At 32.8% G+C, this 23882-nt stretch carries 22 protein-coding genes; 18 read left to right on the top strand and 4 right to left on the bottom strand.

Annotated elements, in window-relative coordinates:
- Positions 1 to 69 precede the first annotated feature (69 nt).
- Positions 70 to 1047 (bottom strand): pyruvate dehydrogenase complex E1 component subunit beta, encoded by a 978-nt coding sequence (locus tag LL966_RS15610; RefSeq protein WP_071636151.1) that lies wholly within the window; start codon positions 1045 to 1047, stop codon positions 70 to 72.
- A gap of 499 nt (positions 1048 to 1546) precedes the next feature.
- Here LL966_RS15610 and LL966_RS15605 point away from each other — a divergent pair, with 499 nt between their 5' ends.
- The 4 genes from LL966_RS15605 to LL966_RS15590 all read left to right on the top strand — a co-directional run bounded on the left by LL966_RS15605 (position 1547) and on the right by LL966_RS15590 (position 5116).
- Entirely contained in the window at positions 1547 to 2293 is a 747-nt protein-coding gene (locus tag LL966_RS15605; RefSeq protein WP_229354541.1) for an electron transfer flavoprotein subunit beta/FixA family protein, read from the top strand.
- Positions 2294 to 2431: 138 nt separating this feature from the next.
- Positions 2432 to 3400, top strand: coding sequence for an electron transfer flavoprotein subunit alpha/FixB family protein (locus LL966_RS15600; RefSeq protein WP_229354539.1), 969 nt, complete (start codon positions 2432 to 2434; stop codon positions 3398 to 3400).
- 164 nt (positions 3401 to 3564) lie between these two features.
- Positions 3565 to 4188, top strand: a complete 624-nt coding sequence (locus LL966_RS15595; RefSeq protein ID WP_229354537.1) for a bifunctional nuclease family protein — start codon at positions 3565 to 3567, stop codon at positions 4186 to 4188.
- A 76-nt stretch (positions 4189 to 4264) separates the two neighbouring features.
- Positions 4265 to 5116 (top strand): thymidylate synthase, encoded by an 852-nt coding sequence (locus LL966_RS15590; RefSeq protein ID WP_229354536.1) that lies wholly within the window; start codon positions 4265 to 4267, stop codon positions 5114 to 5116.
- Positions 5117 to 5148: 32 nt separating this feature from the next.
- On the opposite strand, the gene LL966_RS15585 is transcribed toward LL966_RS15590, so the two are convergent.
- Complete coding sequence (locus LL966_RS15585) at positions 5149 to 5445, bottom strand: isoamylase early set domain-containing protein (protein ID WP_229354535.1); 297 nt, start codon at positions 5443 to 5445, stop codon at positions 5149 to 5151.
- A 239-nt stretch (positions 5446 to 5684) separates the two neighbouring features.
- Between LL966_RS15585 and LL966_RS15580 the strand changes: the two genes are divergently transcribed.
- From LL966_RS15580 to porT, 4 genes are all read left to right on the top strand, one after another.
- Positions 5685 to 6029: a 2TM domain-containing protein gene (locus LL966_RS15580; RefSeq protein WP_229354534.1), complete on the top strand. Its 345-nt coding sequence runs from the start codon at positions 5685 to 5687 to the stop codon at positions 6027 to 6029.
- A gap of 11 nt (positions 6030 to 6040) precedes the next feature.
- Positions 6041 to 6523, top strand: coding sequence for a dihydrofolate reductase (locus LL966_RS15575; protein WP_229354533.1), 483 nt, complete (start codon positions 6041 to 6043; stop codon positions 6521 to 6523).
- A gap of 562 nt (positions 6524 to 7085) precedes the next feature.
- The gene (ubiE, locus tag LL966_RS15570) at positions 7086 to 7817 is read left to right on the top strand and encodes a bifunctional demethylmenaquinone methyltransferase/2-methoxy-6-polyprenyl-1,4-benzoquinol methylase UbiE (RefSeq protein ID WP_229354532.1); all 732 of its coding nucleotides are present in this window, start codon (positions 7086 to 7088) and stop codon (positions 7815 to 7817) included.
- A 1-nt stretch (position 7818) separates the two neighbouring features.
- On the top strand, positions 7819 to 8529 hold the full coding sequence (gene porT, locus LL966_RS15565; RefSeq protein ID WP_229354531.1) for a type IX secretion/gliding motility protein PorT/SprT: 711 nt from the start codon (positions 7819 to 7821) through the stop codon (positions 8527 to 8529).
- Between the two features lie 9 nt (positions 8530 to 8538).
- Here porT and LL966_RS15560 read toward each other — a convergent pair whose 3' ends face one another.
- Complete coding sequence (locus LL966_RS15560) at positions 8539 to 9267, bottom strand: RNA methyltransferase (protein WP_229354530.1); 729 nt, start codon at positions 9265 to 9267, stop codon at positions 8539 to 8541.
- A gap of 37 nt (positions 9268 to 9304) precedes the next feature.
- Between LL966_RS15560 and tamL the strand changes: the two genes are divergently transcribed.
- The 4 genes from tamL (at position 9305) to LL966_RS15540 (ending at position 14677) form a co-directional block, all read left to right on the top strand.
- On the top strand, positions 9305 to 11878 hold the full coding sequence (gene tamL, locus LL966_RS15555; protein ID WP_229354529.1) for a translocation and assembly module lipoprotein TamL: 2574 nt from the start codon (positions 9305 to 9307) through the stop codon (positions 11876 to 11878).
- A 60-nt stretch (positions 11879 to 11938) separates the two neighbouring features.
- Positions 11939 to 13006: a class II fructose-bisphosphate aldolase gene (fbaA, locus tag LL966_RS15550; protein ID WP_229354528.1), complete on the top strand. Its 1068-nt coding sequence runs from the start codon at positions 11939 to 11941 to the stop codon at positions 13004 to 13006.
- 111 nt (positions 13007 to 13117) lie between these two features.
- Positions 13118 to 13975, top strand: a complete 858-nt coding sequence (gene accD, locus LL966_RS15545; RefSeq protein ID WP_135221320.1) for an acetyl-CoA carboxylase, carboxyltransferase subunit beta — start codon at positions 13118 to 13120, stop codon at positions 13973 to 13975.
- Between the two features lie 81 nt (positions 13976 to 14056).
- The gene (locus LL966_RS15540; RefSeq protein ID WP_229354527.1) at positions 14057 to 14677 is read left to right on the top strand and encodes a hypothetical protein; all 621 of its coding nucleotides are present in this window, start codon (positions 14057 to 14059) and stop codon (positions 14675 to 14677) included.
- 190 nt (positions 14678 to 14867) lie between these two features.
- Here the strand turns inward: LL966_RS15540 and LL966_RS15535 are convergent, their stop codons facing one another.
- A complete protein-coding gene (locus LL966_RS15535; protein ID WP_229354526.1) occupies positions 14868 to 16115 on the bottom strand; it encodes an ABC transporter permease in 1248 nt (415 codons plus the stop codon).
- A gap of 164 nt (positions 16116 to 16279) precedes the next feature.
- On the opposite strand from LL966_RS15535, the gene purH reads away from it, so the two are divergent.
- The 6 genes from purH (at position 16280) to rodA (ending at position 23547) form a co-directional block, all read left to right on the top strand.
- Positions 16280 to 17806, top strand: coding sequence for a bifunctional phosphoribosylaminoimidazolecarboxamide formyltransferase/IMP cyclohydrolase (gene purH, locus LL966_RS15530; RefSeq protein WP_229354525.1), 1527 nt, complete (start codon positions 16280 to 16282; stop codon positions 17804 to 17806).
- Between the two features lie 56 nt (positions 17807 to 17862).
- Positions 17863 to 18891, top strand: a complete 1029-nt coding sequence (locus LL966_RS15525) for a rod shape-determining protein (RefSeq protein ID WP_008466528.1) — start codon at positions 17863 to 17865, stop codon at positions 18889 to 18891.
- 111 nt (positions 18892 to 19002) lie between these two features.
- Positions 19003 to 19827 carry a rod shape-determining protein MreC gene (gene mreC / locus LL966_RS15520; RefSeq protein ID WP_229354524.1) on the top strand — a complete coding sequence of 275 codons (825 nt, stop codon included), beginning with the start codon at positions 19003 to 19005 and terminating at the stop codon, positions 19825 to 19827.
- Positions 19820 to 20326: a rod shape-determining protein MreD gene (locus LL966_RS15515; protein ID WP_229354522.1), complete on the top strand. Its 507-nt coding sequence runs from the start codon at positions 19820 to 19822 to the stop codon at positions 20324 to 20326. Before mreC ends, LL966_RS15515 begins: the two co-directional genes overlap by 8 nt.
- Entirely contained in the window at positions 20323 to 22296 is a 1974-nt protein-coding gene (gene mrdA / locus LL966_RS15510; protein ID WP_229354520.1) for a penicillin-binding protein 2, read from the top strand. Before LL966_RS15515 ends, mrdA begins: the two co-directional genes overlap by 4 nt.
- Before the next feature lie 15 nt (positions 22297 to 22311).
- Entirely contained in the window at positions 22312 to 23547 is a 1236-nt protein-coding gene (gene rodA, locus LL966_RS15505) for a rod shape-determining protein RodA (RefSeq protein WP_229354519.1), read from the top strand.
- Positions 23548 to 23882: the final 335 nt, after the last annotated feature.

Here is a 23882-nt window from a genome sequence, read left to right as displayed (position 1 = left end):
GTCTGGACAAAAAAAAACTTCATCAATTAACTATGAATGATGAAGTTTTGTGAGTATTTTAAATATGTATTATTTGTATAATACTTTTTTAACTGCTTTTACTACATCACCAGCATTTGGCAACCAGTCTTTTAGTAATACTGGCGAGTAAGGCGCTGGAGTATCTGCAGTTGTAATACGTTGAATTGGCGCATCAAGGAAGTCAAAAGCTTGCTCTTGAACGATATAAGTAATTTCAGAAGAAATACTTGCAAATGGCCAAGCTTCTTCAAGAATTACTAAACGGTTTGTTTTTTTAACAGATTTAAGAATCGCATCTTTATCCATAGGACGAACAGTTCTTAAGTCGATAATTTCACAAGAAATTCCTTCTTTAGCTAATTCATCAGCAGCGATAAAAGCTTCTTTGATGATTTTTCCGAAAGAAACAATAGTTACATCTGTTCCTTCACGTTTGATGTCAGCAACTCCTAATGGAATAGTGTATTCTCCGTCTGGCACTTCACCTTTATCACCATACATTTGCTCAGATTCCATAAAAATAACTGGATCATTATCACGAATTGCAGATTTTAAAAGTCCTTTTGCATCGTAAGGTGTTGAAGGCACAACCACTTTAAGACCTGGAGTATTAGCAAACCAGTTTTCTAAAGCTTGAGAGTGAGTTGCTCCTAATTGACCAGCAGAAGCTGTTGGTCCGCGGAAAACGATAGGCACATTAAATTGTCCACCTGTCATTTGACGCATTTTAGCAGCGTTATTTATAATTTGATCAATACCAACTAAACAGAAGTTGAAAGTCATATATTCTACAATTGGTCGGTTACCATTCATTGCAGAACCTACTGCAATTCCTGTAAAACCAAGCTCAGCAATTGGAGTATCGATTACTCTTTTTTCTCCAAACTCAGCAAGCATTCCTTTTGAAGCTTTGTATGCTCCATTGTATTCTGCAACCTCTTCGCCCATTAAATATATGGATTCATCGTGACGCATTTCTTCGCTCATCGCTTCACAAATGGCCTCTCTAAATTGTATTGTTCTCATATTTTATATTGTATGTTGAATTTTCTGAAGAGCAAAAATAAATATTTTAAATAACTTAAAAGCATAAATTGAATTTAAAATCGCACTAACTTCAATCTCGTTTTGGGTTTTAACTTTTTAAACTTAATTGTGATATTTACGAAAACGATATAATAACGTGCAATTCACACTTATCAGCTTAAAACTTTTTTTTACAAACTTTAATTTATTTGTTTAATTCCTGTTCTTTCAAAATTCCTTCATAAAAACGTAAAAAATCAAATTTTAGTATTTATCAGACAAAAAACAATTGCCTTAATTGTCGTCAAATATTGCAAAATTCCTAATAATCAGATTAAATGAATGATTTTTTATTTTTACTTTCCGATTAAAACCATCTAAAACTACACAATTTGCGAAATCGTAATAGTTTTAAAAAATATTATGCATGCATAGTATAATTATTCCAAATAATATTCTAAATTTGTAAAAGCATATTATAAATTCAAAATATATACTTATGAAAATACTAGTTTGCATCAGCCATGTGCCTGATACTACTTCAAAAATTAACTTTACAAACGGCGATTCAGAATTTGATACAGCCGGCGTACAATATGTAATTAATCCTAACGACGAATTCGGTCTTACACGCGCTATCTGGTTCCAAGAGCAACAAGGTGCAAATGTAACAGTTGTAAACGTTGGAGGTCCAGATACAGAACCAACATTGCGTAAAGCTTTGGCAATTGGTGCTAATGAAGCAATTCGTGTAAACGCAAATCCAACTGATGGTTTTTTCGTTGCAAAACAATTAGCAGAAGTAATTAAAAACGGCGGTTACGATCTTGTTATTGCAGGAAAAGAATCTCTTGATTATAATGGTGGAATGGTTCCTGGAATGATTGCAGGAATTTTAGGTTCTAACTTTTTAAATTCTTGTACTTCTTTAACTGTTGATGGAAATAATGTAAAAGCGGTTCGTGAAATTGACGGCGGAAAAGAAACAGTAAGCACTACTCTACCTTTAATTATTGGTGGTCAAAAAGGTCTTGTTGAAGAAAAAGATTTACGTATTCCGAACATGAGAGGAATTATGACTGCAAGAACTAAAGCGCTTACAATTTTAGAGCCAGTTGATGCAGCTGTAAATACAAAAGCAGTGAAATTTGAAAAACCAGCTCCAAAATCAGCAGTAAAATTAGTTTCTGCAGATAATTTAGATGAGTTAATCAATTTATTACACAACGAGGCTAAAGTGATTTAAGATTGTAGATTTTAGATTGCAGATCGCAATACTAAATCTAAAATCAACATTTGATTCACTTCAAAATCTAAAATCAATAATCTTTTTAGATTTCAATTTTAAAAATCTGAAATCTAAAATCTAAAATCTAAAATTATTATGTCAATATTAATATATGCAGAATCTGCAGAAGGAAAATTTAAAAAAGTAGCTTTCGAATTAGCTTCTTATGCAAAAAAAGTAGCCGAAAGTTTAGGAACAACTGTTACTGCTTTAACAGTAAACATTAGCGACGTAAGCGAACTAGGCAAATATGGAGTTGATAAAGTTTTAAAAGTAAGCAATGATAAATTAGCTGGTTTTACTGCTAAAGCTTATGCTGATGTAATTAAACAAGCTGCTGAAAAAGAAGGCACAAAAGTAGTTTTACTTTCTTCTACAACAGACAGCATTTATCTTTCATCATTAGTTGCAGTAGCTTTAAATGCTGGTTTTGCATCAAATGTTGTCGGATTGCCAGTGAGCACTTCTCCATTTCAAGTAAAAAGAAATGCTTTTTCAAACAAAGCTTTCAACATTACACAAATCGATACCGATGTAAAAGTTCTCGGTTTGGCTAAAAACTCTTACGGAATTTTCGAAAGTGCAGGATCTGCAACTGAAGAAGATTTTAACCCAACAATCGGAGATAACGATTTTGGTGTAAAAGTAGAATCTGTAGAAAAAGTTTCTGGAAAAGTTTCTATCGCTGATGCTGATATTGTAGTTTCTGGCGGACGCGGATTAAAAGGCCCTGAAAACTGGGGATTAATTGAAGATCTTGCTGCTGTTTTAGGTGCTGCAACTGCATGTTCTAAACCAGTTTCAGATTTAGGATGGAGACCTCATAGCGAGCACGTTGGACAAACAGGAAAACCAGTTGCAACCAACTTGTATATCGCAGTTGGAATCTCTGGAGCTATTCAGCATATTGCTGGAATCAACTCTTCGAAGGTAAAAGTAGTAATCAATAATGATCCAGAAGCACCTTTCTTTAAAGTTGCTGATTATGGTGTAGTTGGAGATGCTTTTGAAATCATACCGCAATTAACAGAGAAATTAAAAGCTTTTAAAGCTCAGCATTCTTAATTCAAGAATTCTCTTCAAAATATTTGCTGCCTAAAAACAAGATATTGTATCTTTGTTTATAGGCAGCTTTTTTGTTCCATATTTTTTGACTAAAATTGCAGCTTTATTTTTCAAACACAAAAAGTATTAAAATGCGGTGCTAAGTGCCCGTTTTACAAACATATATGAGTCTAGTAAAATTATCCATAAAAGGAATTTCATACAGTCAAACTCAAAATGGCGCTTATGCCTTAATTTTGAATGAAGTTGATGGCGAAAGAAAACTACCTATTGTTATCGGTGCTTTCGAAGCCCAGTCAATCGCTATTGCTTTAGAAAAAGAGATTAAGCCACCTCGCCCATTAACGCACGATTTATTTAAAAATTTCGCTGAAAGATTTGACATAGTAGTAAAACAAGTTATCATTCATAAATTGGTTGATGGTGTTTTTTATTCAAGTTTAATCTGCGAAAGAGATAAAATTGAAGAAATTATTGATGCCAGAACTTCTGATGCAATTGCTTTAGCATTGCGATTTAATGCTCCTATTTTTACTTATAAGAACATTTTAGATAAAGCTGGTATTTATTTAAAATCTAATACTGCTGAAACAGATTCTGGAGCTCAGGAAATTGACGATGTGCTTTCTAATCCAGAAACTTTTGGACGCGAAGAAGAAAGCAATCAATCTGGCGACGTCTATTCTAAACACAGTTTACAAGAATTAAACGACCTTCTTGATCAGGCAGTTTCTCAGGAAGATTACGAGAAAGCCGCTAAAATTAGAGATGAAATCTCGAAAAGATAAAATTATTGTTTAATCGTTGATTTGTTTATTCGTTAAATCGATTAAACAATTAAACGAATAACCGAATAAACAAAACATGAAACAATACTTAGATTTAGTAAAACACGTTTTAGAAAACGGCAATCAAAAAGGAGATCGTACAGGAACTGGAACAAAAAGCGTTTTCGGATATCAAATGCGTTTTGATTTAAGTGAAGGTTTCCCAATGGTTACGACCAAAAAATTACATTTAAAATCGATTATTTACGAATTGCTTTGGTTTTTAAAAGGCGATACGAATATCAAATATCTTCAGGAAAATGGAGTTAAAATCTGGGATGAATGGGCAGATTCTAACGGTGATTTAGGTCCTGTTTACGGACATCAATGGAGAAATTGGAACAGCGAAGAAATCGATCAGATTACGGAATTAATTACAGAATTAAAGACAAATCCGAACAGCCGTAGAATGTTGGTTTCTGCATGGAATCCTTCTGTTTTACCTGATACTAAAAAATCATTTGAGGAAAATGTCGCTAATAATAAAGCCGCTTTGCCTCCATGTCATGCCTTTTTTCAGTTTTATGTTGCCTCACCAGATTTAGAAAAAGGTGAAACTAAAGGAAAATTGTCTTGTCAGTTATATCAAAGAAGTGCTGATATCTTTTTAGGTGTTCCTTTTAATATTGCATCTTATGCATTATTAACGATGATGATTGCACAAGTCTGCGATTTAGAAGCAGGAGATTTTATTCACACTTTTGGTGACGCGCATATTTACAATAATCATTTTGAGCAGTTAGAACTGCAATTAACACGCGAACCAAAACCATTACCAAAAATGATTTTAAATCCAGAGATTAAAAACATTTTTGATTTTGATTTCAATGATTTTACATTAGTTGATTATGATCCGCATCCTGCTATAAAAGGAAGTGTTGCCGTATAAAAAACAAAAATCCGCTTAATAAGCGGATTTTTTTATACAACTAATACACTGTTTTCACTTCCAGCATAATCATTCCATTTGTAAAAGTCTGCTTCAGGATCATTAACATAGATTCCGTCAATCACGTATTTAAATTCATAAATAGCATCTTTAACCAAATCATAAGTTGCTTTAAAAGTACCGTTTTTCAACTTACTTAAAGTTCCTTCCTCAACATTCCAATTATTAAAATCTCCAACGACTGCTGCCGAATCAGCATCTTTGGCATCTATAGAAAATGTAACTTTACATACGGGTTTCGTTTTTACGAATTGCTTCTTTAAAGACATAACTATTTAGTTTTTAGATTTATAGAATTAAAATTAATCAAATTCAACGAAACCCTCACTAACCCGCTTACCGATTTATCATAATATTAAAAACAGCGTCTTATTTTAGCTTTATATGTAATTTAAAGCACTTAAAATTTTGTTTTTCAAATTCATCTTGTTTTTAAAGGCAAATATTCTGTAGCCAAAATATTGACTTTCAAAAATAAATTTTAACTTTATAATCTCATTTTTATCTTATGGAAAAAGAAGTGCACGAACAATACGAATACGCCAGACGACGATTAAGACAAAAAAAAGTTTTATATCTTCATTTTGTTCTTTTCCTGCTTGGAAGTTTATTTTTATTTATTGCCAATAGATTTTTTGGTTTTGGAGAAGTCACAACTCAAAATTGGTGCATTTGGGGTATCACGATCTGGCTTTTTATTTTTATCCTGCACTTTATTAAAGTGTACATAACTGACCGTTTTATGAATAAAAAATGGGAAAGAGAACAAATTGACCGACTAGTTGCTTTACAGCAAAAAAGAATCAGTCAGCTTGAATCTTCTATCAGCGAAGAGAATCAAAATAAAATTTAGTACAGCATACCATGATTATAATGATAGCGGCTGCAGCCGAAAATAATGCGCTTGGAAAAAACAATGAATTAGTATGGCATTTGCCAAACGATTTTAAACGATTCAAATCACTTACCACTGGTCATCATATCATTATGGGAAGAAAAACTTTTGAGAGTTTTCCGAAACCATTACCAGATCGAGTGCATATTGTTATCACGCGTCAAGAAAATTATAAACCAGAAGGATGCATTGTTGTAGACAGTATTGAGAAAGCAATAGCGATTTGTCCTGAAAATGAAGATAATTATATTATTGGAGGAGGTGAAATTTACAACCTAGCACTTCCTTTTACAGATATAATAGAACTAACTAAAGTTCATCATACTTTTGAAGCTGATACTTTTTTTCCAAAACTTAATAAAAGTGAATGGGTTTTGGTAGAATCTGAAGAAAATTTTAAAGACGAAAAACATCTTTACGATTATACTTACGAAACATACATTAGAAAATAAAAAACATCCTCTTTTCAGAGGATGTTTTTAAAACGATTAGTTATTGAACCGGACTCGCTCAAGAATTAGTTTTGTTAAAAATCACAAATGTTTAAAACATTTGAAATAACTGAATAACATTTAATGTTAATTTGAGACCTACATCTCAAAAAGCCTCTAATAACAAATACCACTAAGATATTAAAGGCAGAAAATTAAAATTTCCAAAAACAAATTTAATCCTAAGAACGTATTTTGCACTTTAAAATTAGTATTTCCCCCCAAAGAACAATACTTTTCAAAACCTTTTCAAGAACAGATAAAATACCAGCGCAAAAAAGTAATTACCTGCTTTAAGTCATTTTGGCTCTACCAATCATTTAAAACTTAATCATTTTTACTTTAGCAAAGTTGTTCAAAATAGGAACATTGCACAATACCAGTTTTTAGTGATTTTATTAAAATACCTAGATTTAGGGATGCTTTAAAAACTTAAAGCCAATCGTCTTAAAACATTTAATTACTAAGTAAAAAACTCAATTACAGTTAAACTAGATTGTTTATATTTGCCCAAATAAAAAAAATGTCTGAAAAAATAACTCCGTATAAAGACTCTTCTTTAGGAAAAAAAGAGCAAGTAACCCAAATGTTTGACACCATTTCTGGGAATTACGATAATTTGAATCGTGTCATTTCATTTGGAATTGATGTGAAATGGCGTAAAAAAGTATTAAAAATAGTCTCAGACAAAAAACCAAAAATTGTTTTAGATATTGCAACTGGAACTGGCGATTTAGCTATTTTATTAACACAGACAAAAGCTGAAAAAATTATCGGTTTAGACATTTCTGCCGGAATGCTTGAAGTTGGAAAAAAGAAAGTGGAAGAAAAAAACCTTTCTAACATTATTGAATTAGTTCTAGGCGATTCTGAAAATATGCCTTTTGAAGATAATTATTTTGATGCCATAACAGTAGGTTTTGGTGTAAGAAACTTTGAACATCTTGAAAAAGGTTTTGCAGAAATCTTAAGAGTTTTAAAACCGAACGGGGTATTTGTAATATTAGAAACTTCTGTTCCAGACAAATTTCCTTACAAACAAGGTTACAATTTTTACAGCAAAAATATACTTCCTTTAATCGGAAAATTATTTTCTAAAGACAATGACGCTTATGGCTATTTATCTGAATCTGCTGCTGCTTTTCCGTATGGAGAAGCCTTAAACAATATTTTGAGAAAAACTGGGTTTATAGATGTTGTGGCAATGCCTCAAACTTTTGGAGTCGCAACAATTTATTCTGCATCTAAAAAATAGTATGAAAAAAGCTGTAATCTTATTTTTATTAGTCTTAACGACAAAAGGGCATTCGCAATTTGCTAAAAATTTGTTTAGCAAAGACCCTATTATTAATCTTGAAAACTGGCAAAAGCAGCGTGTCTACTTTGGCTATTATTTAGGTTTTAACAGTTTTGACTTTAAATTTGATTATAAAACTCCTGTACCGCAAGATATTCAGGTTAAAAAAACTACTGGTTTTAATGTTGGTGTTGTAGCCGATTTGAGACTTCAGGAATATATTAATCTTCGTTTTGAACCTGGTTTGTATTATACAAAACGCGATTTATACTTTAATGGTGTAGGAAATTCGGAAAGTGATTACTTAAGAGAAGTAAACAGTACTTACATTCACTTTCCTTTATTACTAAAATTTTCTGCCTTGAGAACAGGAAACATCCGTCCTTATTTAGTTGGCGGTATGTCTACGACTCTAAATTTATCGAGCAATGCGAAATCTCAGGATGATAATTACCAGCAGAAATTTAGAGTAAAACAATGGACAGCTGCTTACGAACTAGGTGTAGGAATTGATATTTTTACCGAATATTTCATCTTTTCTCCTTCGATAAGAGGAATGTTCGGCATCACAGACGAATTAATTCGAGACAATACTTCGCCAAGTGCTTATACAGACAATATCGATTCGATGAAATCTAGAGCGATTTTAATAAATTTCACTTTTCATTAAAACAAAATCTTAACTATTTCGTTTAAATTCACTAAGAATAATTGCTGTTGCGGTAGCTACATTTAAACTTTCAGTTTTTTGCAGTTCTCCAAATCTAGGAATTGTTAGACGAGAGGTTACTAATTTTTCGATTTCAGATGATATTCCATTGGCTTCATTACCCATAATAATGATTCCGTCTTGGGGCAAAATGGATTGATAAATGTTTTCTCCGTCCATAAAAGTTCCAAAAACAGACAGTTTAGTTTGAGCCAGGAAAAGATTCAAATCGACATAGTTAACATTGACTCTAGAAATAGATCCCATTGTAGCTTGCACCACTTTTGGATTGTAAATATCTACTGTTTCTTTTGAACAAATTACCTGTTTAATGCCAAACCAATCGCACAGACGCAAAATAGTTCCTAGATTTCCAGGATCTCTAATATCGTCTAAAGCTAAAATTAAACCCGAATCGATTATTTTCTTTTCGGTTGGAATTTTAAAAACTGCCAAACAGGTATTTGGAGTAGACAAAGCACTTATTTTTTTAAGCTCTTGTTCATTGATTAAAGTTCGTTTTGAAGTTTCAACAGCTTCAAAATCATTTAAAGTCGTGTATAAATGTTCTAATTCAAAATTGGATTGCAGCAATTCTTGAATTACTTTTACTCCTTCGGCAAAAAATAATTGATTAACAAAACGCTGCTTTTTTTGATGTAAGCCTGAGATAAGCTTTATTTGGTTTTTACTAACCATAAAATAATGTACTTTTGAATTAAATATTTAACAACACTTGAAAAATAATTCCACAAAAATAATAGCATTTCTTCTAATTGCAATATTAATTTGCGCTTGTAATGCCGTAAAAAGAGTTCCAGATGGAAAAAACCTTCTTGTAAGAAACAATATTTTAGTAAATGGAAAGTCAACAAACGACGAAACGGCTTCTAATCAAATGTATCAAAAACCGAATGGAAAACTATTAGGTTATAAACTTCGTTTGAATTTATACAATTTAGCCAATTTAAATCCAGATTCGACTTATCAGGCAAAGTTCAAAAACAATCCAGGAAAGTATGAACGCATGTCTAAAATATTTTCAGCAAAACAAGTTGATCGTCTTGGGCAATCTTTTTATTATAAAGGAATCCATGAGTTTTTAAAAAGTACCGGTGAGCCACCTGTAATTGTCGATACAGCAAAAACTAAAAAATCATTATTACGTTTGAAGTATTATTATTTCAATAATGGTTATTTTAACGTTCTGACAGATTACACTATTGATACTGTTGGCCGTAAAAGAGCTGCAATTAATTACAACATTACAACAGGGCCTGCTTATAAATTAGACACCATTAGAACCAACATCAAAACTCCTGCGTTAGATTCTTTATATAGAACTAATCCCGAACCTTCATTATTAAAATCTGGCAATCAATACAAAACAACAGATTTTGAAGACGAAAAAAATCGTATCACAACCTATTTTAGAAATCACGGTGCTTATTATTTCCAGCCAACTTATGTAACTTTTGACATTGATACCATAGGCAAAAAAGCCAAAGCCGATGTGACTTTAAAAGTTAGTGACAATACTATTCAAGGAAGAGATTCGAGCCGTACAGAACCTTTTAAACTTTACACTATTAGCGATGTAAATATTTATACCGATTATTCGGCTGCAAATGCAAAGAAGAAGCCAACGGATAGTACAACGTACAACAATTTCAATCTTTACAGTTATAATAAATTAAAATACAAACCGCGTGCTATTACAGATGCTATCTTTATAACCAAAGGAAGTACTTTTGCCGATTTTAGAACTACATTATCGTCAAGATATTTAAACAATTTAAGGGTTTTTAATTACCCTTCTATTCAATATGAAGTTGACAAGAGAGATTCTACCGCTCAATCTCTTATTGCAAATGTTTATCTGACACCTCGAAAAAAATATAGTTTTGGAGCTACCCTCGATTTAACCCATTCCAATATTCAAGATTTTGGTATTGGAGCCAGTATCTCAGAAACTATTAGAAACGTATTTAACCGTGCGGAAACTTTAGAAATTTCAGCTCGTTTAAATGTTGGTTCCTCAAGAGACATGGCCAATCCGAATGATAATTTCTTCAATGTTTCGGAATATGGTTTAGATTTAAAGCTGAATTTCCCAAGAATTTTATTGCCTTTTGGAACAGAGAAAATTATTCCGAAAAGCATGATACCTTACACTTCTATAACATCTGGTTTTTCTAAACAGCGAAATATTGGTTTGGATAAAGAGAATTTCACGGGAGGTATTTCATATAACTGGACCCCAAAACGCCATAATACAGCGAAACTGGAGTTATTGAATGCGCAATTTGTTCGTAATTTAAATCCAGGAAATTATTTTAGAGTTTATACTTCTTCTTATGATGATTTAAATAACATTGGTAAAGATTATAATCAAACACTTAATAACTGGGGATTAACACCAGAAGAACAAGCTAATAAAAACCTAACAATACCTACAGGAACAGCAGGATTTACCAATGATGTTTTAACTAATACCACCGCTTTACAACCTGGTGATCCGCAATATCAAGAAGTGGCGAGTATAGAAGAAAGAAGAGTTCGTTTGACTGAAAATGACTTTATTTTAGCGACTAGTTATACTTTCACCAAAACCACTAAAAAAGATCTGGCTGACAATAACTTTTATCAATTCAGAACAAAGATTGAATCAGCGGGAACTTTACTAACGTTGGTTTCTGAAGTTGGTAATCTGCAGAAAAACACTAGAGGAAATTACGAAATTTTCAATTTAGAATATTCCGAATACATTAAGACTGAATTTGATTACATCAAACATTGGGATTTTGGGAAAGAAAAGGTTTTGGCTGTTAGAACTTTCTTCGGAATTGCTATTCCGTTTGGAAATTCAAACTACATTCCGTTTTCACGAAGTTATTATGGCGGAGGTTCAAATGACAACCGTGCATGGCAACCCTATGCTTTAGGTCCCGGAAGCACAAATGCAGTAAACGACTTTAACGAGGCCAACATGAAAATTGCGGCAAGTGCAGAATTCCGTTTCAAAATTTTCGGAGATGTTAAAGGAGCTTTCTTCGCAGATGCCGGAAATATCTGGAATGTACTCGATAATGTTGTAGATCCGAAAGCAAAATTTGACAACTTAAACGATTTAGAAGAAATTGCTTTGGGTACAGGATTCGGTTTACGATACGATTTAAGCTTTTTTGTTATTCGTTTAGATTTAGGCTTTAAGACCTATAATCCCTCGCATGACAAAGGAGATAGATGGTTTAAAGAATACAATTTTGGGCACTCGGTTTTAAATTTTGGAATAAATTATCCATTCTAATGCTAATTAATTCTTATTTTTGCAACCTAAAAACTAAAAACAACTATAAAAAAAATTACAATGGCACATAACATTAAACCAGGAGTAGCTACAGGAGATCAAGTACAAGAGATCTTTAATTATGCTAAAGAGAAGGGGTTTGCTCTTCCAGCAGTAAACGTTACTGGATCAAGCACAATTAACGGAGTTCTTGAAACTGCAGCGAAACTAAACGCGCCAGTTATCATTCAATTTTCTAACGGAGGAGCACAATTCAACGCTGGAAAAGGATTATCTAATGCAGGTGAAAAAGCAGCAATCGCGGGAGGAATCGCAGGAGCAAAACATATTCACACTTTGGCAGAAGCTTACGGTGCAACTGTAATCTTACACACTGACCACTGTGCAAAAAAACTTTTACCTTGGATTGATGGTTTATTAGATGCTTCTGAAAAACATTTCGCAGAAACAGGAAAACCATTATTCAGTTCTCACATGATCGATTTGTCTGAGGAGCCTATCGAAGAAAACATCGAGATCTGTAAAGAATATTTAGCTAGAATGAGCAAAATGGGTATGACATTGGAAATCGAACTTGGTATTACAGGTGGTGAAGAAGATGGTGTTGATAACTCTGATGTTGACAGCTCAAAATTATATACTCAACCAGAAGAAGTAGCTTACGCTTACGAAGAATTATCTAAAGTAAGTCCTAAATTTACAATTGCTGCTGCTTTTGGAAACGTTCACGGTGTTTACAAACCAGGAAACGTAAAATTAACTCCAAAAATCTTAAAAAATTCTCAGGATTTCGTACAAAACAAATTCAACACAGGACATAATCCAGTTGATTTCGTTTTCCACGGAGGTTCAGGTTCTACACTTGAAGAAATCAGAGAAGGAATTAGCTACGGAGTTATCAAAATGAATATCGATACAGATTTACAATTTGCATACACTGAAGGAATCCGTGATTATATGGTTAAAAACCTTGACTATTTAAAATCTCAAATTGGTAACCCAGAAGGTGCTGATGTTCCTAACAAAAAATATTATGACCCAAGAAGATGGGTTCGTGAAAGCGAAGTAACATTCAACGCAAGACTTGAACAAGCTTTTGCAGACTTAAATAACGTAAATACGCTTTAAATTTTAGATTTTTGAATTTAGATTTCAGATTTCTAATGAAGCCTGAAATTTAAATTTTGAATTCAGATTGAAAAATCTAAAATTTAAAATCTACATTCTAAAATTAAAAAAATGGCTTGGTTTAAAAGACAAGAAAAAGGGATTACAACCGCGACAGAAGACAAGATGGACGTTCCGAAAGGATTGTGGTACAAATCTCCTACTGGAAAAATTATTGATGCAGACGAATTAGCGAGAAATTTATTCGTTAGCCCTGAAGATGATTTTCACGTTCGAATTGGAAGCGCAACCTATTTTGAAATTTTATTCGACAACAATGAATTTGTTGAGTTAGATAAAAACATGACTTCTAAAGATCCTCTGCATTTTGTGGATACAAAAAAATATGCAGAGCGTTTGAAAGATGTAATGGAAAAAACTCATCTTAAAGACGCTGTACGCACGGGAGTAGGAAAATCTAAAGGAAGAGAACTTGTAATCTGCTGTATGGATTTTGCCTTTATTGGTGGATCTATGGGAGCAGTTGTAGGTGAAAAAATTGCAAGAGGAATTGATCATGCGATCAAAAACAAATTGCCTTTTGTAATGATTTCTAAATCTGGTGGAGCACGTATGATGGAAGCTGCTTATTCTTTAATGCAATTGGCAAAAACTTCTGTGAAATTGGCTCAATTAGCGGAAGCTAAATTACCATACATCTCTCTTTGTACAGACCCAACAACTGGAGGAACAACTGCATCTTACGCTATGTTAGGAGACATTAATATCTCTGAGCCGGGTGCTTTGATTGGTTTCGCTGGACCTCGTGTTGTTCGTGACACTACAGGAAAAGATTTACCAGAAGGTTTCCAAACTGCTGAGTTCTTATTAGAGCACGGTTTCTTAGACTTTATCACGCCTAGAAAAGAATTGAAAGATAAGATCAACTTATATATCGATTTGATTCAAAATAATGATATTAGAAAATAGTTTTAAGACTATTTAAAACACAAAATCCCAAGAAATTACTTCTTGGGATTTTTTTATATCTTTATTTTAAATCTGATTTTTATGAAAAGAATTTTTATTGGTTTTATAATTTGTTTCTTCTTTTTGAATTGTGAAAAGAAAAAAGAAGAAACTGCCGTAAAAAATAAAGATTACATTATTTCTTATGAAGACAGAAAACTTCAAAACTATATTGATTCCTTGAAAAAAAGCAACAGTAAAACTGTAGTATTTCTTAGAAAAGGTTTTTATTGCCAAAATCAAATTTTAATAGACAAAAAAGGAAACCTTTTCTTTTATCAAATAGAATACATTCCGAGAATATGCAGAACTACAATCGAAACTGATACTATTCCATACCTATTAAAATTAGAACCTATAGATTTAATCAAACTCCCACCTTCAAATGTAAATGATTTTCTTTCTCTAAACATTCTTAGTAAAGAAAAAAATAAACAAAGATTAATTATTGCATCTCAAAATGACACAATAAAAAATACATCAATTCTTAATTTTGCAAATAAACTAGAAGCTTACAAAATTAGAAGAACAACACAAGAAGAAGATACCGTTCTAAAATACAAGAAGAGAAATGAGTACTATAATTATGAAGATATAAAATGGAATGAAGACAGAATCACACTTCCCTTTATAAAACCAAAACTTCAAAAAAATGAGCTATAAAAATTCGACTAAAGTCTCTTTCTAATCTTAAAATAATTCTCCAGCAAAAGCTAGAGGCAATTCATTAAAAATTCCAAATTTAGTTGAAACAGCACCAAAGCTTAAAAACCTTTGCAACTTTGTTTCTCTGAACCTTTGTCACTAAAAACCTTAGAATCTTAGCACCTCAGAACCTTTGTATCTTAAACAACTACATTCCCGTTCTAATCGCCTCTACGGGATCAAGTTTTGCTGCAGAAACTGCGGGAAGAATTCCAGACACCAAACCAATAAATGCCGCTAAACCAGTACCTAAAAGGATATTACTTAAACTTAGAACAAATTCAAAGTCCAATAACTTTGTTAGCAGAAAAGCAATTCCCCAAACCATTAAAAGACCAATAATTCCTCCAATAACAGACAAGATTACTGCTTCAAACAAAAATTGGAATAAGATAAATTTATTTTTTGCGCCAAGTGATTTTTGAATTCCGATAAGATTAGTCCTTTCTTTAACCGAAACAAACATAATATTTGCAATTCCGAAACCACCAACAAGAAGAGAAAATCCGCTGATGATCCATCCTACTACATTCATCTGACCTAAAATACCGTCTATGAAATCGGTAAATCCAGAAAGAACATTGATAAAGAAATTATCCATTTCTCCTGCTTTCATTCCGCGTATTGCTCTTAATTTTTGTGCTACTTCTGCTTTGTACGCCTCCATATCAACCCCTTTTTCAGGCTTCAAGACAATTACAGGCGTCATCGCATCGCTATCGCCATACATTCTTCTTAAAAAATTAGCAGGAAGATAAACAGAAGTATCATTACTGTCTCCAAAGAAACCTGCACCCTGCTTTGCCATTACACCAATTACAGTAAAACGCTGTCCGTATAAACGAATATTTTTCCCAATCGGATCGCTTGTCCCGAAAAGTCCGTCAGCTATATCATATCCTAAGACAATAACTGGAGTTCCCGAATTAGATTCAGATTCATTGTAAAATCTTCCTTTATCAAAACTCAACCCATCGATATCGACCATTTCGTTTGAAGACGGAATAATATTTACATCGCTGACTGTTTTAGAATCGTACTTTAAACTTTCTCTATTTACAAAAAGCTGGTATCCGACTTGATCGGTATTATTCATCGAATTTTTCAAGCCTATATATTCGTCGTACTTTACATTTGGAAATTGTTCGCGTTTCCATTGCGGAATATTAGATGGTCCGAAGCAGAACTTCATTAAATAAATTGTATTTTTATCTAAACTGCTTAGATCTTTCGAAATCTTTTTATCTAAAGAATCAACTGCCGCCAAGACCGCAATAATTGAAAAAATACCAATAGTCACGCCTAATAAAGACAACAAAGTTCTCAATTTATTATTTCGCAAAGCATTAATGGCGAAACTCAAACTTTCTTTTAATAATCTAAGATAAACAAGCATATTTTCGTATTTTTCAATAAAGTAAAATTCAATAATTTAAATTCAAAAACCTAATAAAAGTTAACTTACTCATCAGTAGATTTTTTTAGCATAATGTTACATTAATTTCTTTAAAATAATATATAAAAAAACTACTTTTGCAGTCTCAAAATCATAACTACACAATGAGCACAACAAAAAAAATACAATCAGCATTAATTTCTGTTTTTTCTAAAGATGGATTAGAACCAATTGTTAGAAAATTACACGAACAAAATGTAACACTTTACTCAACTGGAGGAACAGAAGATTTTATTAAAAACCTTGGAATTCCAGTAGTTCCTGTTGAAGATATTACTTCATTTCCTGAAATTCTTGGAGGAAGAGTAAAAACTTTACATCCAAAGATTTTTGGTGGAATTTTAAATCGTCAGGACAACGAAAGCGATGTTCAGCAAATGAAAGAATTTGACATTCCTCAAATTGATTTAGTAATTGTTGATTTGTATCCTTTTGAAAAAACGGTTGCTTCTGGTGCAAGTGAACAAGATATTATCGAAAAAATTGATATCGGTGGAATTTCATTAATTCGTGCTGGTGCTAAAAATTTCAAAGACACTGTAATTGTTGCTTCTGTTAATGAGTACAGCTTGCTTTTAGATTTAATCACAGAACAAGACGGAGCAACAACTCTAGAAAACAGAAGATTGTTGGCTACTAAAGCATTCCATGTTTCATCTCACTATGATGGAGCTATTTTTAATTATTTCAATACAGACGAAACTATCTACAAAGAAAGTATTGCAGATGGTCAAGTTTTAAGATATGGTGAAAACCCTCACCAAAAAGGATTCTTCTTTGGAGATTTTGACGCAATGTTCAAAAAAGTTCACGGAAAAGAATTATCATACAACAACTTATTAGATGTTGACGCTGCAGTAAATTTAATTGCTGAATTTAAAACTGACGGACCAACATTTGCGATTCTAAAACACAATAATGCTTGCGGATTGGCTTCTAGAAAAACAATCAGCGAGGCTTACTTAGCAGCTTTAGCTTGTGATCCAACTTCTGCTTTTGGCGGAGTGTTAATTTCTAATACCAAAATTGATTTAGAAACAGCTCAGGAAATCAACAAATTATTCTGCGAAGTAGTAATTGCTCCATCTTATGATAATGAGGCTATCAACGTTTTACAAGAGAAAAAGAACAGAATTATTCTTGTTCAAAACGAAGTTGAATTACCAGCTCGTCAAGTAAGAACTTGTCTTAATGGTTTGTTAATTCAAGACAGAAATAATATTACGGATAATAAAGAGCATTTAAAAACCGTTACAATTACAGAACCTACTGCTCAAGAGATCGAAGATTTGATCTTTGCTTCTAAAATCTGCAAGAATACAAAATCAAACACTATTGTATTTGCTAAAAACGGAACATTGATTTCTTCTGGTACAGGTCAGACTTCAAGAGTTGACGCTTTAATACAAGCTGTCGACAAAGCAAAAGCTTTTGGATTTGATTTGAACGGTGCTTCAATGGCAAGTGATGCATTTTTCCCATTTCCGGATTGTGTAGAATTGGCTAAAAAAGCAGGAATTACAGCTGTAATTCAGCCAGGAGGTTCAATAAAAGACGAATTAAGCATAAATTATTGCAATGAAAATAATCTTGCAATGGTATTTACTGGAACTCGTCATTTTAAACATTAATTTGTTTAACTTTGTTCGATAAATAATTTATAACATTTTAAACCCCTAAAAAACTTATGGGATTTTTTGATTTCATGACCGAGGATATTGCAATAGACCTTGGTACCGCAAACACTTTAATCATCCACAATGATAAAGTTGTTATTGACAGCCCCTCTATCGTAGCACGCGACAGAGTATCAGGCAAAATCATCGCTGTTGGTAAAGAAGCCAACATGATGCAAGGTAAAACGCATGAAAACATCAAGACCATAAGGCCTTTGAAAGATGGTGTAATTGCCGATTTTGACGCGTCTGAAAAAATGATCAATATGTTCATTAAAAGCATTCCTGCGTTAAAAAAGAGAATGTTTACTCCAGCATTAAGAATGGTAGTTTGTATTCCTTCTGGAATTACTGAGGTTGAAATGCGTGCAGTAAAAGAATCTTGTGAAAGAGTAAATGGAAAAGAAGTTTACTTAATTCACGAACCAATGGCCGCAGCAATCGGTATTGGAATTGACATCATGCAACCAAAAGGAAACATGATTGTTGATATCGGAGGTGGTACAACTGAAATTGCTGTAATCGCATTAGGAGGTATTGTTTGCGACAAATCTGTAAAAATTGCAGGTGACGTTTTCACAAATGATATTGTGTACTATATGCGTACACAACACAATTTATTTGTTGGAGAAAGCACTGCTGAGAAAATTAAAATTCAAATTGGAGCGGCTATCGAAGATTTAGACGGACCGCCAGAAGATATGTCAGTTCAAGGTAGAGATTTACTTACTGGAAAACCAAAACAAGTTGATGTTTCTTACCGCGAAATTGCGAAAGCGTTAGACAAATCTATTCAGCGTATCGAGGATGCAGTAATGGAAACATTATCTCAGACTCCACCAGAGTTAGCAGCAGATATCTACAATACTGGTATTTATTTAGCTGGTGGTGGATCTATGTTAAGAGGTCTTGACAAACGTATCTCTCAAAAAACAGATTTACCTGTTTATATTGCAGAAGATCCATTAAGAGCTGTTGTTCGCGGTACAGGGATGGCACTTAAAAATATTGCAAAATTTAAAAGTATCTTAATCAAATAAGATTCAAAATAACAATCAATTTACTTTTATAAGGGTTGAATTTTTAATATTTGACCCTTGTAAAACTTGAAACCTTAAAGCATATCCTGAAACAAAATAACCAGACAAGAAATGCAGCAAATATTTAATTTCATTATAAGAAACAGTAATCGATTGCTGTTTTTGCTGCTTTTAGGTATTTCGTTAGGACTCACTATTCAGTCCCATTCCTTTCACAGAAGCAGAGTAATAAATTCAGCTAATTTTTTAAGCGGCGGAGTTTATGAAAAAATCAATCGTGTTAATGAATACTTGAATTTAAGAGCTGAAAACGACGAACTTGTACTTGAGAACGCAAGATTAAAAAGTCTTTTATTCAATAAAGAAGACACTACAAAATTACCTTTACCTGATACTATCAAAGGTGTAAAACCTGCTGATATCATTGTTTCAAAAGTAATTCATAACACATACAGCACGCACGAAAACTTTATTACTTTAAACTCTGGTTCTAACGAAGGAGTAAAACCAGATATGGGAGTAATAAACAGTTTAGGAATTGTTGGTATTGTGGACAATACATCACCAAGATATTCTACTGTCATCAGTATTCTGAATATGAAATCTCAGATTAATGCCAAGTTAAAAAAATCAAATCATTTTGGTTCTTTGACGTGGGATGGAGCTAGCACAGGTTTTGTACAACTTAAAGACGTTCCAAGATTAGCTTCTGTTAGAAAAGGTGACACTATTGTAACTGGTGGACAATCTGTAATTTTCCCAGAAGGGATTAATATCGGAACTGTTGAAACCATTTACAAAGAAACGCAAACAAGTTTTTATGTTATAAAAGTCAAGCTATTTAATGACATGACAAACTTAGGACACGTTTATATTATCAAAAGCAAGGACAGAGAAGAACTTATTAATTTAGAAAAAAAAGGAAAAGATGAATAGCGCAGTGTTACTCAATATTTTTCGATTTATTATACTGCTAGCAATTCAGATTGTTATTTTCAACAATATGAATTTCTTAGGATACATAAGTCCTTTTCCGTATATTTTATACATTATTCTTTATCCTGTAAACAGTAATAAAGCCGGTCTGATTCTTTCGAGTTTTTTACTTGGATTAACAATGGATATGTTTTGTAATTCGGGCGGAATACACGCGACTGCCTGTGTTATCTTAGCTTACTATAGGCCTTATATTTTTAAATTTTCGTTTGGATTAAGTTATGAATACCAGACTATTAAACTGAATGACTCTTTAACGCCAGAACGATTTTCATTTATATTGGTTTCGGTTTTAATGCATCACATTGTTTTATTTGTACTACTAGCCTTCCAGTTCAATTTTATTTGGGACATTTTACTCCGAACGTTATTTAGCTCTATTTTCACGATAATTACCTCTATAATAATAATTTATCTTATTAAGCCCAATAAACGATGAGAAAAGTTCTGCTGCCCACTATAATTATTATTGCAGCATCTTTGCTAGTGATCAGAATCTTCTACCTTCAAGTTATCGATGATTCTTTCAAATTGAAATCGGAAAATAACGCGATCAAAAAAGTGTATGATTATCCTGAAAGAGGATATATTTATGATCGTAACGGCAAACTTCTTGTTGCAAATCAGGCTTCATATGATATTATGGTTATTCCGAGGGAAATAAAAAAAGACCTTAATATTGCAGAGTTTTGCGCACTTTTAAACATAACTCAAGAAGAATACCATAAACGAATCGAAAAGGCAAAAGTTTACAGCCCTAGACTTCCTTCTGTATTTTTATCTCAGTTAAATAAAAATGAATTTGCCGCTTTTCAAGAAAAAATAAGAAAATATGAAGGTTTCTATTTTCAAAAAAGATCATTGCGTGATTATGAGGTAGACTATGGTGCAAACATTTTTGGCTTCATTACTCAGGTTAATGAAAAATTAATTGCCAAAAATCCATACTATAACAGCGGAGATTTAATTGGAAAACAAGGTGTAGAACAAAGCTACGAAGAAACTTTACGGGGAATTAAAGGTGTAAAATATATTCAGAAAGATAAATACAACCGAGAAATAGGCCCTTACAAAGAAGGAAAATACGATACTATTGCTGTTGCTGGAGAAGACATTAATTTGACCATTGATGCTGAACTTCAAAAATATGGCGAAGAATTAATGATCAATAAAAGAGGTGGAATTGTTGCTATCGAACCTAAATCTGGCGAAATTTTAGCACTTGTAACCGCTCCTTCTTACGATCCCGGAATTCTTGTTGGACGCCAAAGATCTAAGAATTACACGCTTTTATATTACGATTCTATTGCAAAACCATTATATGACAGAGGTCTTTTAGCAGAATATCCTCCAGGTTCTCCTTTTAAAATCCTAACTGGTTTAATTGCTCTTCAAGAAGGTGTTGTAAATGAACAAACGACTTTTATGTGTCATCATGGTTTTAGTTATGGTGGTGGCCGATTTATGAAATGTCACGGTTTTGGACCACATCAATTGCATAACGGAATTTATAACTCTTGTAACACCTATTTTGGTCAAGCTTATATGCTTACGATCAATAAGTATAAAGATCCAGGCAAAGCCGTAGATGTTTGGAGTGATCACGTAAAAAGTTTTGGTTTAGGACAATTTATGGGTTATGATTTACCTATTGGAAAAAGAGGTAATATTCCAACTTCAAAAACATATAAGAGAATTTATCCTAACGGAGGATGGAGAAGCTCCACCATTGTATCGAATGCAATTGGTCAGGGAGAGGTTTTGATGACGCCTATTCAGCTAGCTAATATGATGGCAACTGTTGCCAATCAAGGTTATTACTATACTCCTCATATCATTAAAAAAATTGAAGGAGAAAAAATAGATGAAAAGTTCACAACAAAACATGTGACTTCAATTGATCAAAAATATTTCCCGCCAGTTATTAGCGGATTATTTGATGTATACAATAAAGGTACAGCTTACGCGCTTAGAGTAGAAGGAATTGATATTTGCGGAAAAACAGGAACCGCAGAGAATTATGCTAAAATAAACGGCAAAAGAGAAAAACTAAAGGATCACTCTATTTTTGTGGCTTTTGCACCAAAAGATAATCCAAAGATTGCAATTGCTGTTATGATTGAAAATGGAGGTTTTGGAGCAACAGTTGCAGGTCCTATTGCGAGTTTGATGATTGAAAAATATTTGAGAAAGAAAATTACGAGAACTGATTTGGAAGTAAGAGTCTTAAACAAAAGTTTACTTTCTGAATATGCGAAACTAGGCGGAATAAGCGCTGCTCTTAAAATTGAATCTGTGCCAAAAGACTCTGCTTTACAAGCTAAAATTGTAAAACCAAAAGCGCCAATTACAACCGCACCAAAAACTGAAGTTAAAAAAACAGCGGTAGACACTACTAAGAAAAACTAAGAAAGATTATTTCAAATGAAGAATCAAAGTGTAAAAAATAATATTGATTGGATAAGTGTCTTTATCTACATTGCGCTGGTAACTTTAGGTTGGCTGAATATTTATTCGTCTTCTCTTTTATCTACAGATGGAACTTATCAAAAGCAATTAATCTTTATTTGCTGTACCATTCCTTTGATATTTGTTGTACTTTTTGTTGATGGTAAATTTTACGAAAAGTACGCCAGTATCATATTTGGAGTCTCTTTACTTTCTCTTGCAGGGTTGTTTCTTTTTGGAAAAACAATTGCAGGACAGCGATGCTGGTATGCGATAGGAAGTTTTACTTTACAGCCTTCAGAGTTTGCTAAAGCCGCAACTTCATTGGCTCTAGCCAAATACTTAAGTGATACTCAAATTAATCTAAAAGAAACAAATAGACAAATTCAGGCGCTGGCAATTATGCTTTTGCCTGTAATCTTAATTTTACCTCAGCCGGATCCTGGAAGTGCTTTAATTTACAGCGTTTTTATTCTTGTTCTATACAGAGAAGGATTGCCTTCTTGGTATGTTTGGACGGCTTTTATAACTATTGTGCTTTTCGTTCTTACATTGGTTTTAGAGCCTTATGTAGTTATCGGGATCGCTTTTATTGTTTTGGCAATTATACATTTCAAGGGAAGAGTTGTTGATCGAAACTTGTTATTAAGTGCAATTTTATTGGCTTTAATGTCTGGTTTTGTGTTTTCTGTAGATTATGTTTTTGATAATGTTTTCAAACAGCATCATAGAGACCGTTTCAATATTTTACTAGGTAAAACAGTCGATATGAAAGGTATTGGATATAATACCAACCAATCTGAAATTGCAATTGGATCTGGCGGATGGATTGGAAAAGGTTTTCTTGAAGGAACACAAACCAAAGGCGGATTTGTACCTGAGCAACATACCGATTATATCTTTACAACAGTTGGTGAAGAATGGGGATTTGCTGGTTCATTAACCGTTGTTGCCCTTTTCGTGGGACTATTACTAAGAGTAATTTATTTAGCCGAAAGACAGAAAACCAAATTCAGCCGAGTCTATGGCTATTGCGTCGCTGGAATTCTCTTTATTCACTTCTTCGTAAATATTGCTATGGTAATTGGAATTTTCCCTACTATTGGAGTGCCTCTGCCCTTCTTTTCATACGGAGGATCTGGACTTTGGGGCTTTACCATATTGCTGTTTATTTTCCTTAAAATGGATGCTAATAAAGTAAATGAATGGTAATTTTAATAATTGTTGATTGTTAATTGTTAATTGTAACAACTACAACTTTAAAATTCCTTTATCAAAACTAATATACAAAAATTAACTCATCCAATTCCATTGTAAAAATATAGCCTGAGGTTTCAACCGCAGGAATACGATATAGTATCATCACAATTTGTTTACAAACAAAATCAGAGCTTTCTAAATAGAACAAAAAAATCCGAAGCTTAAAAATGAACTGCCCCCAAAAAGTTAGACACTATTTGGGGGCATTTTTATGGAAAGAAAAATCAAGTACAATTATGAGTTTAAACTTCTGTGCGTAAATGAAGTTTTAAATAGACATCGTTCAG

The organism is Flavobacterium chungbukense, from assembly GCF_020805785.1.
In the GTDB taxonomy this organism is placed as follows: Bacteria; Bacteroidota; Bacteroidia; order Flavobacteriales; family Flavobacteriaceae; genus Flavobacterium; species Flavobacterium chungbukense.
This window is presented reverse-complemented; position numbering and strand designations above follow the sequence as displayed.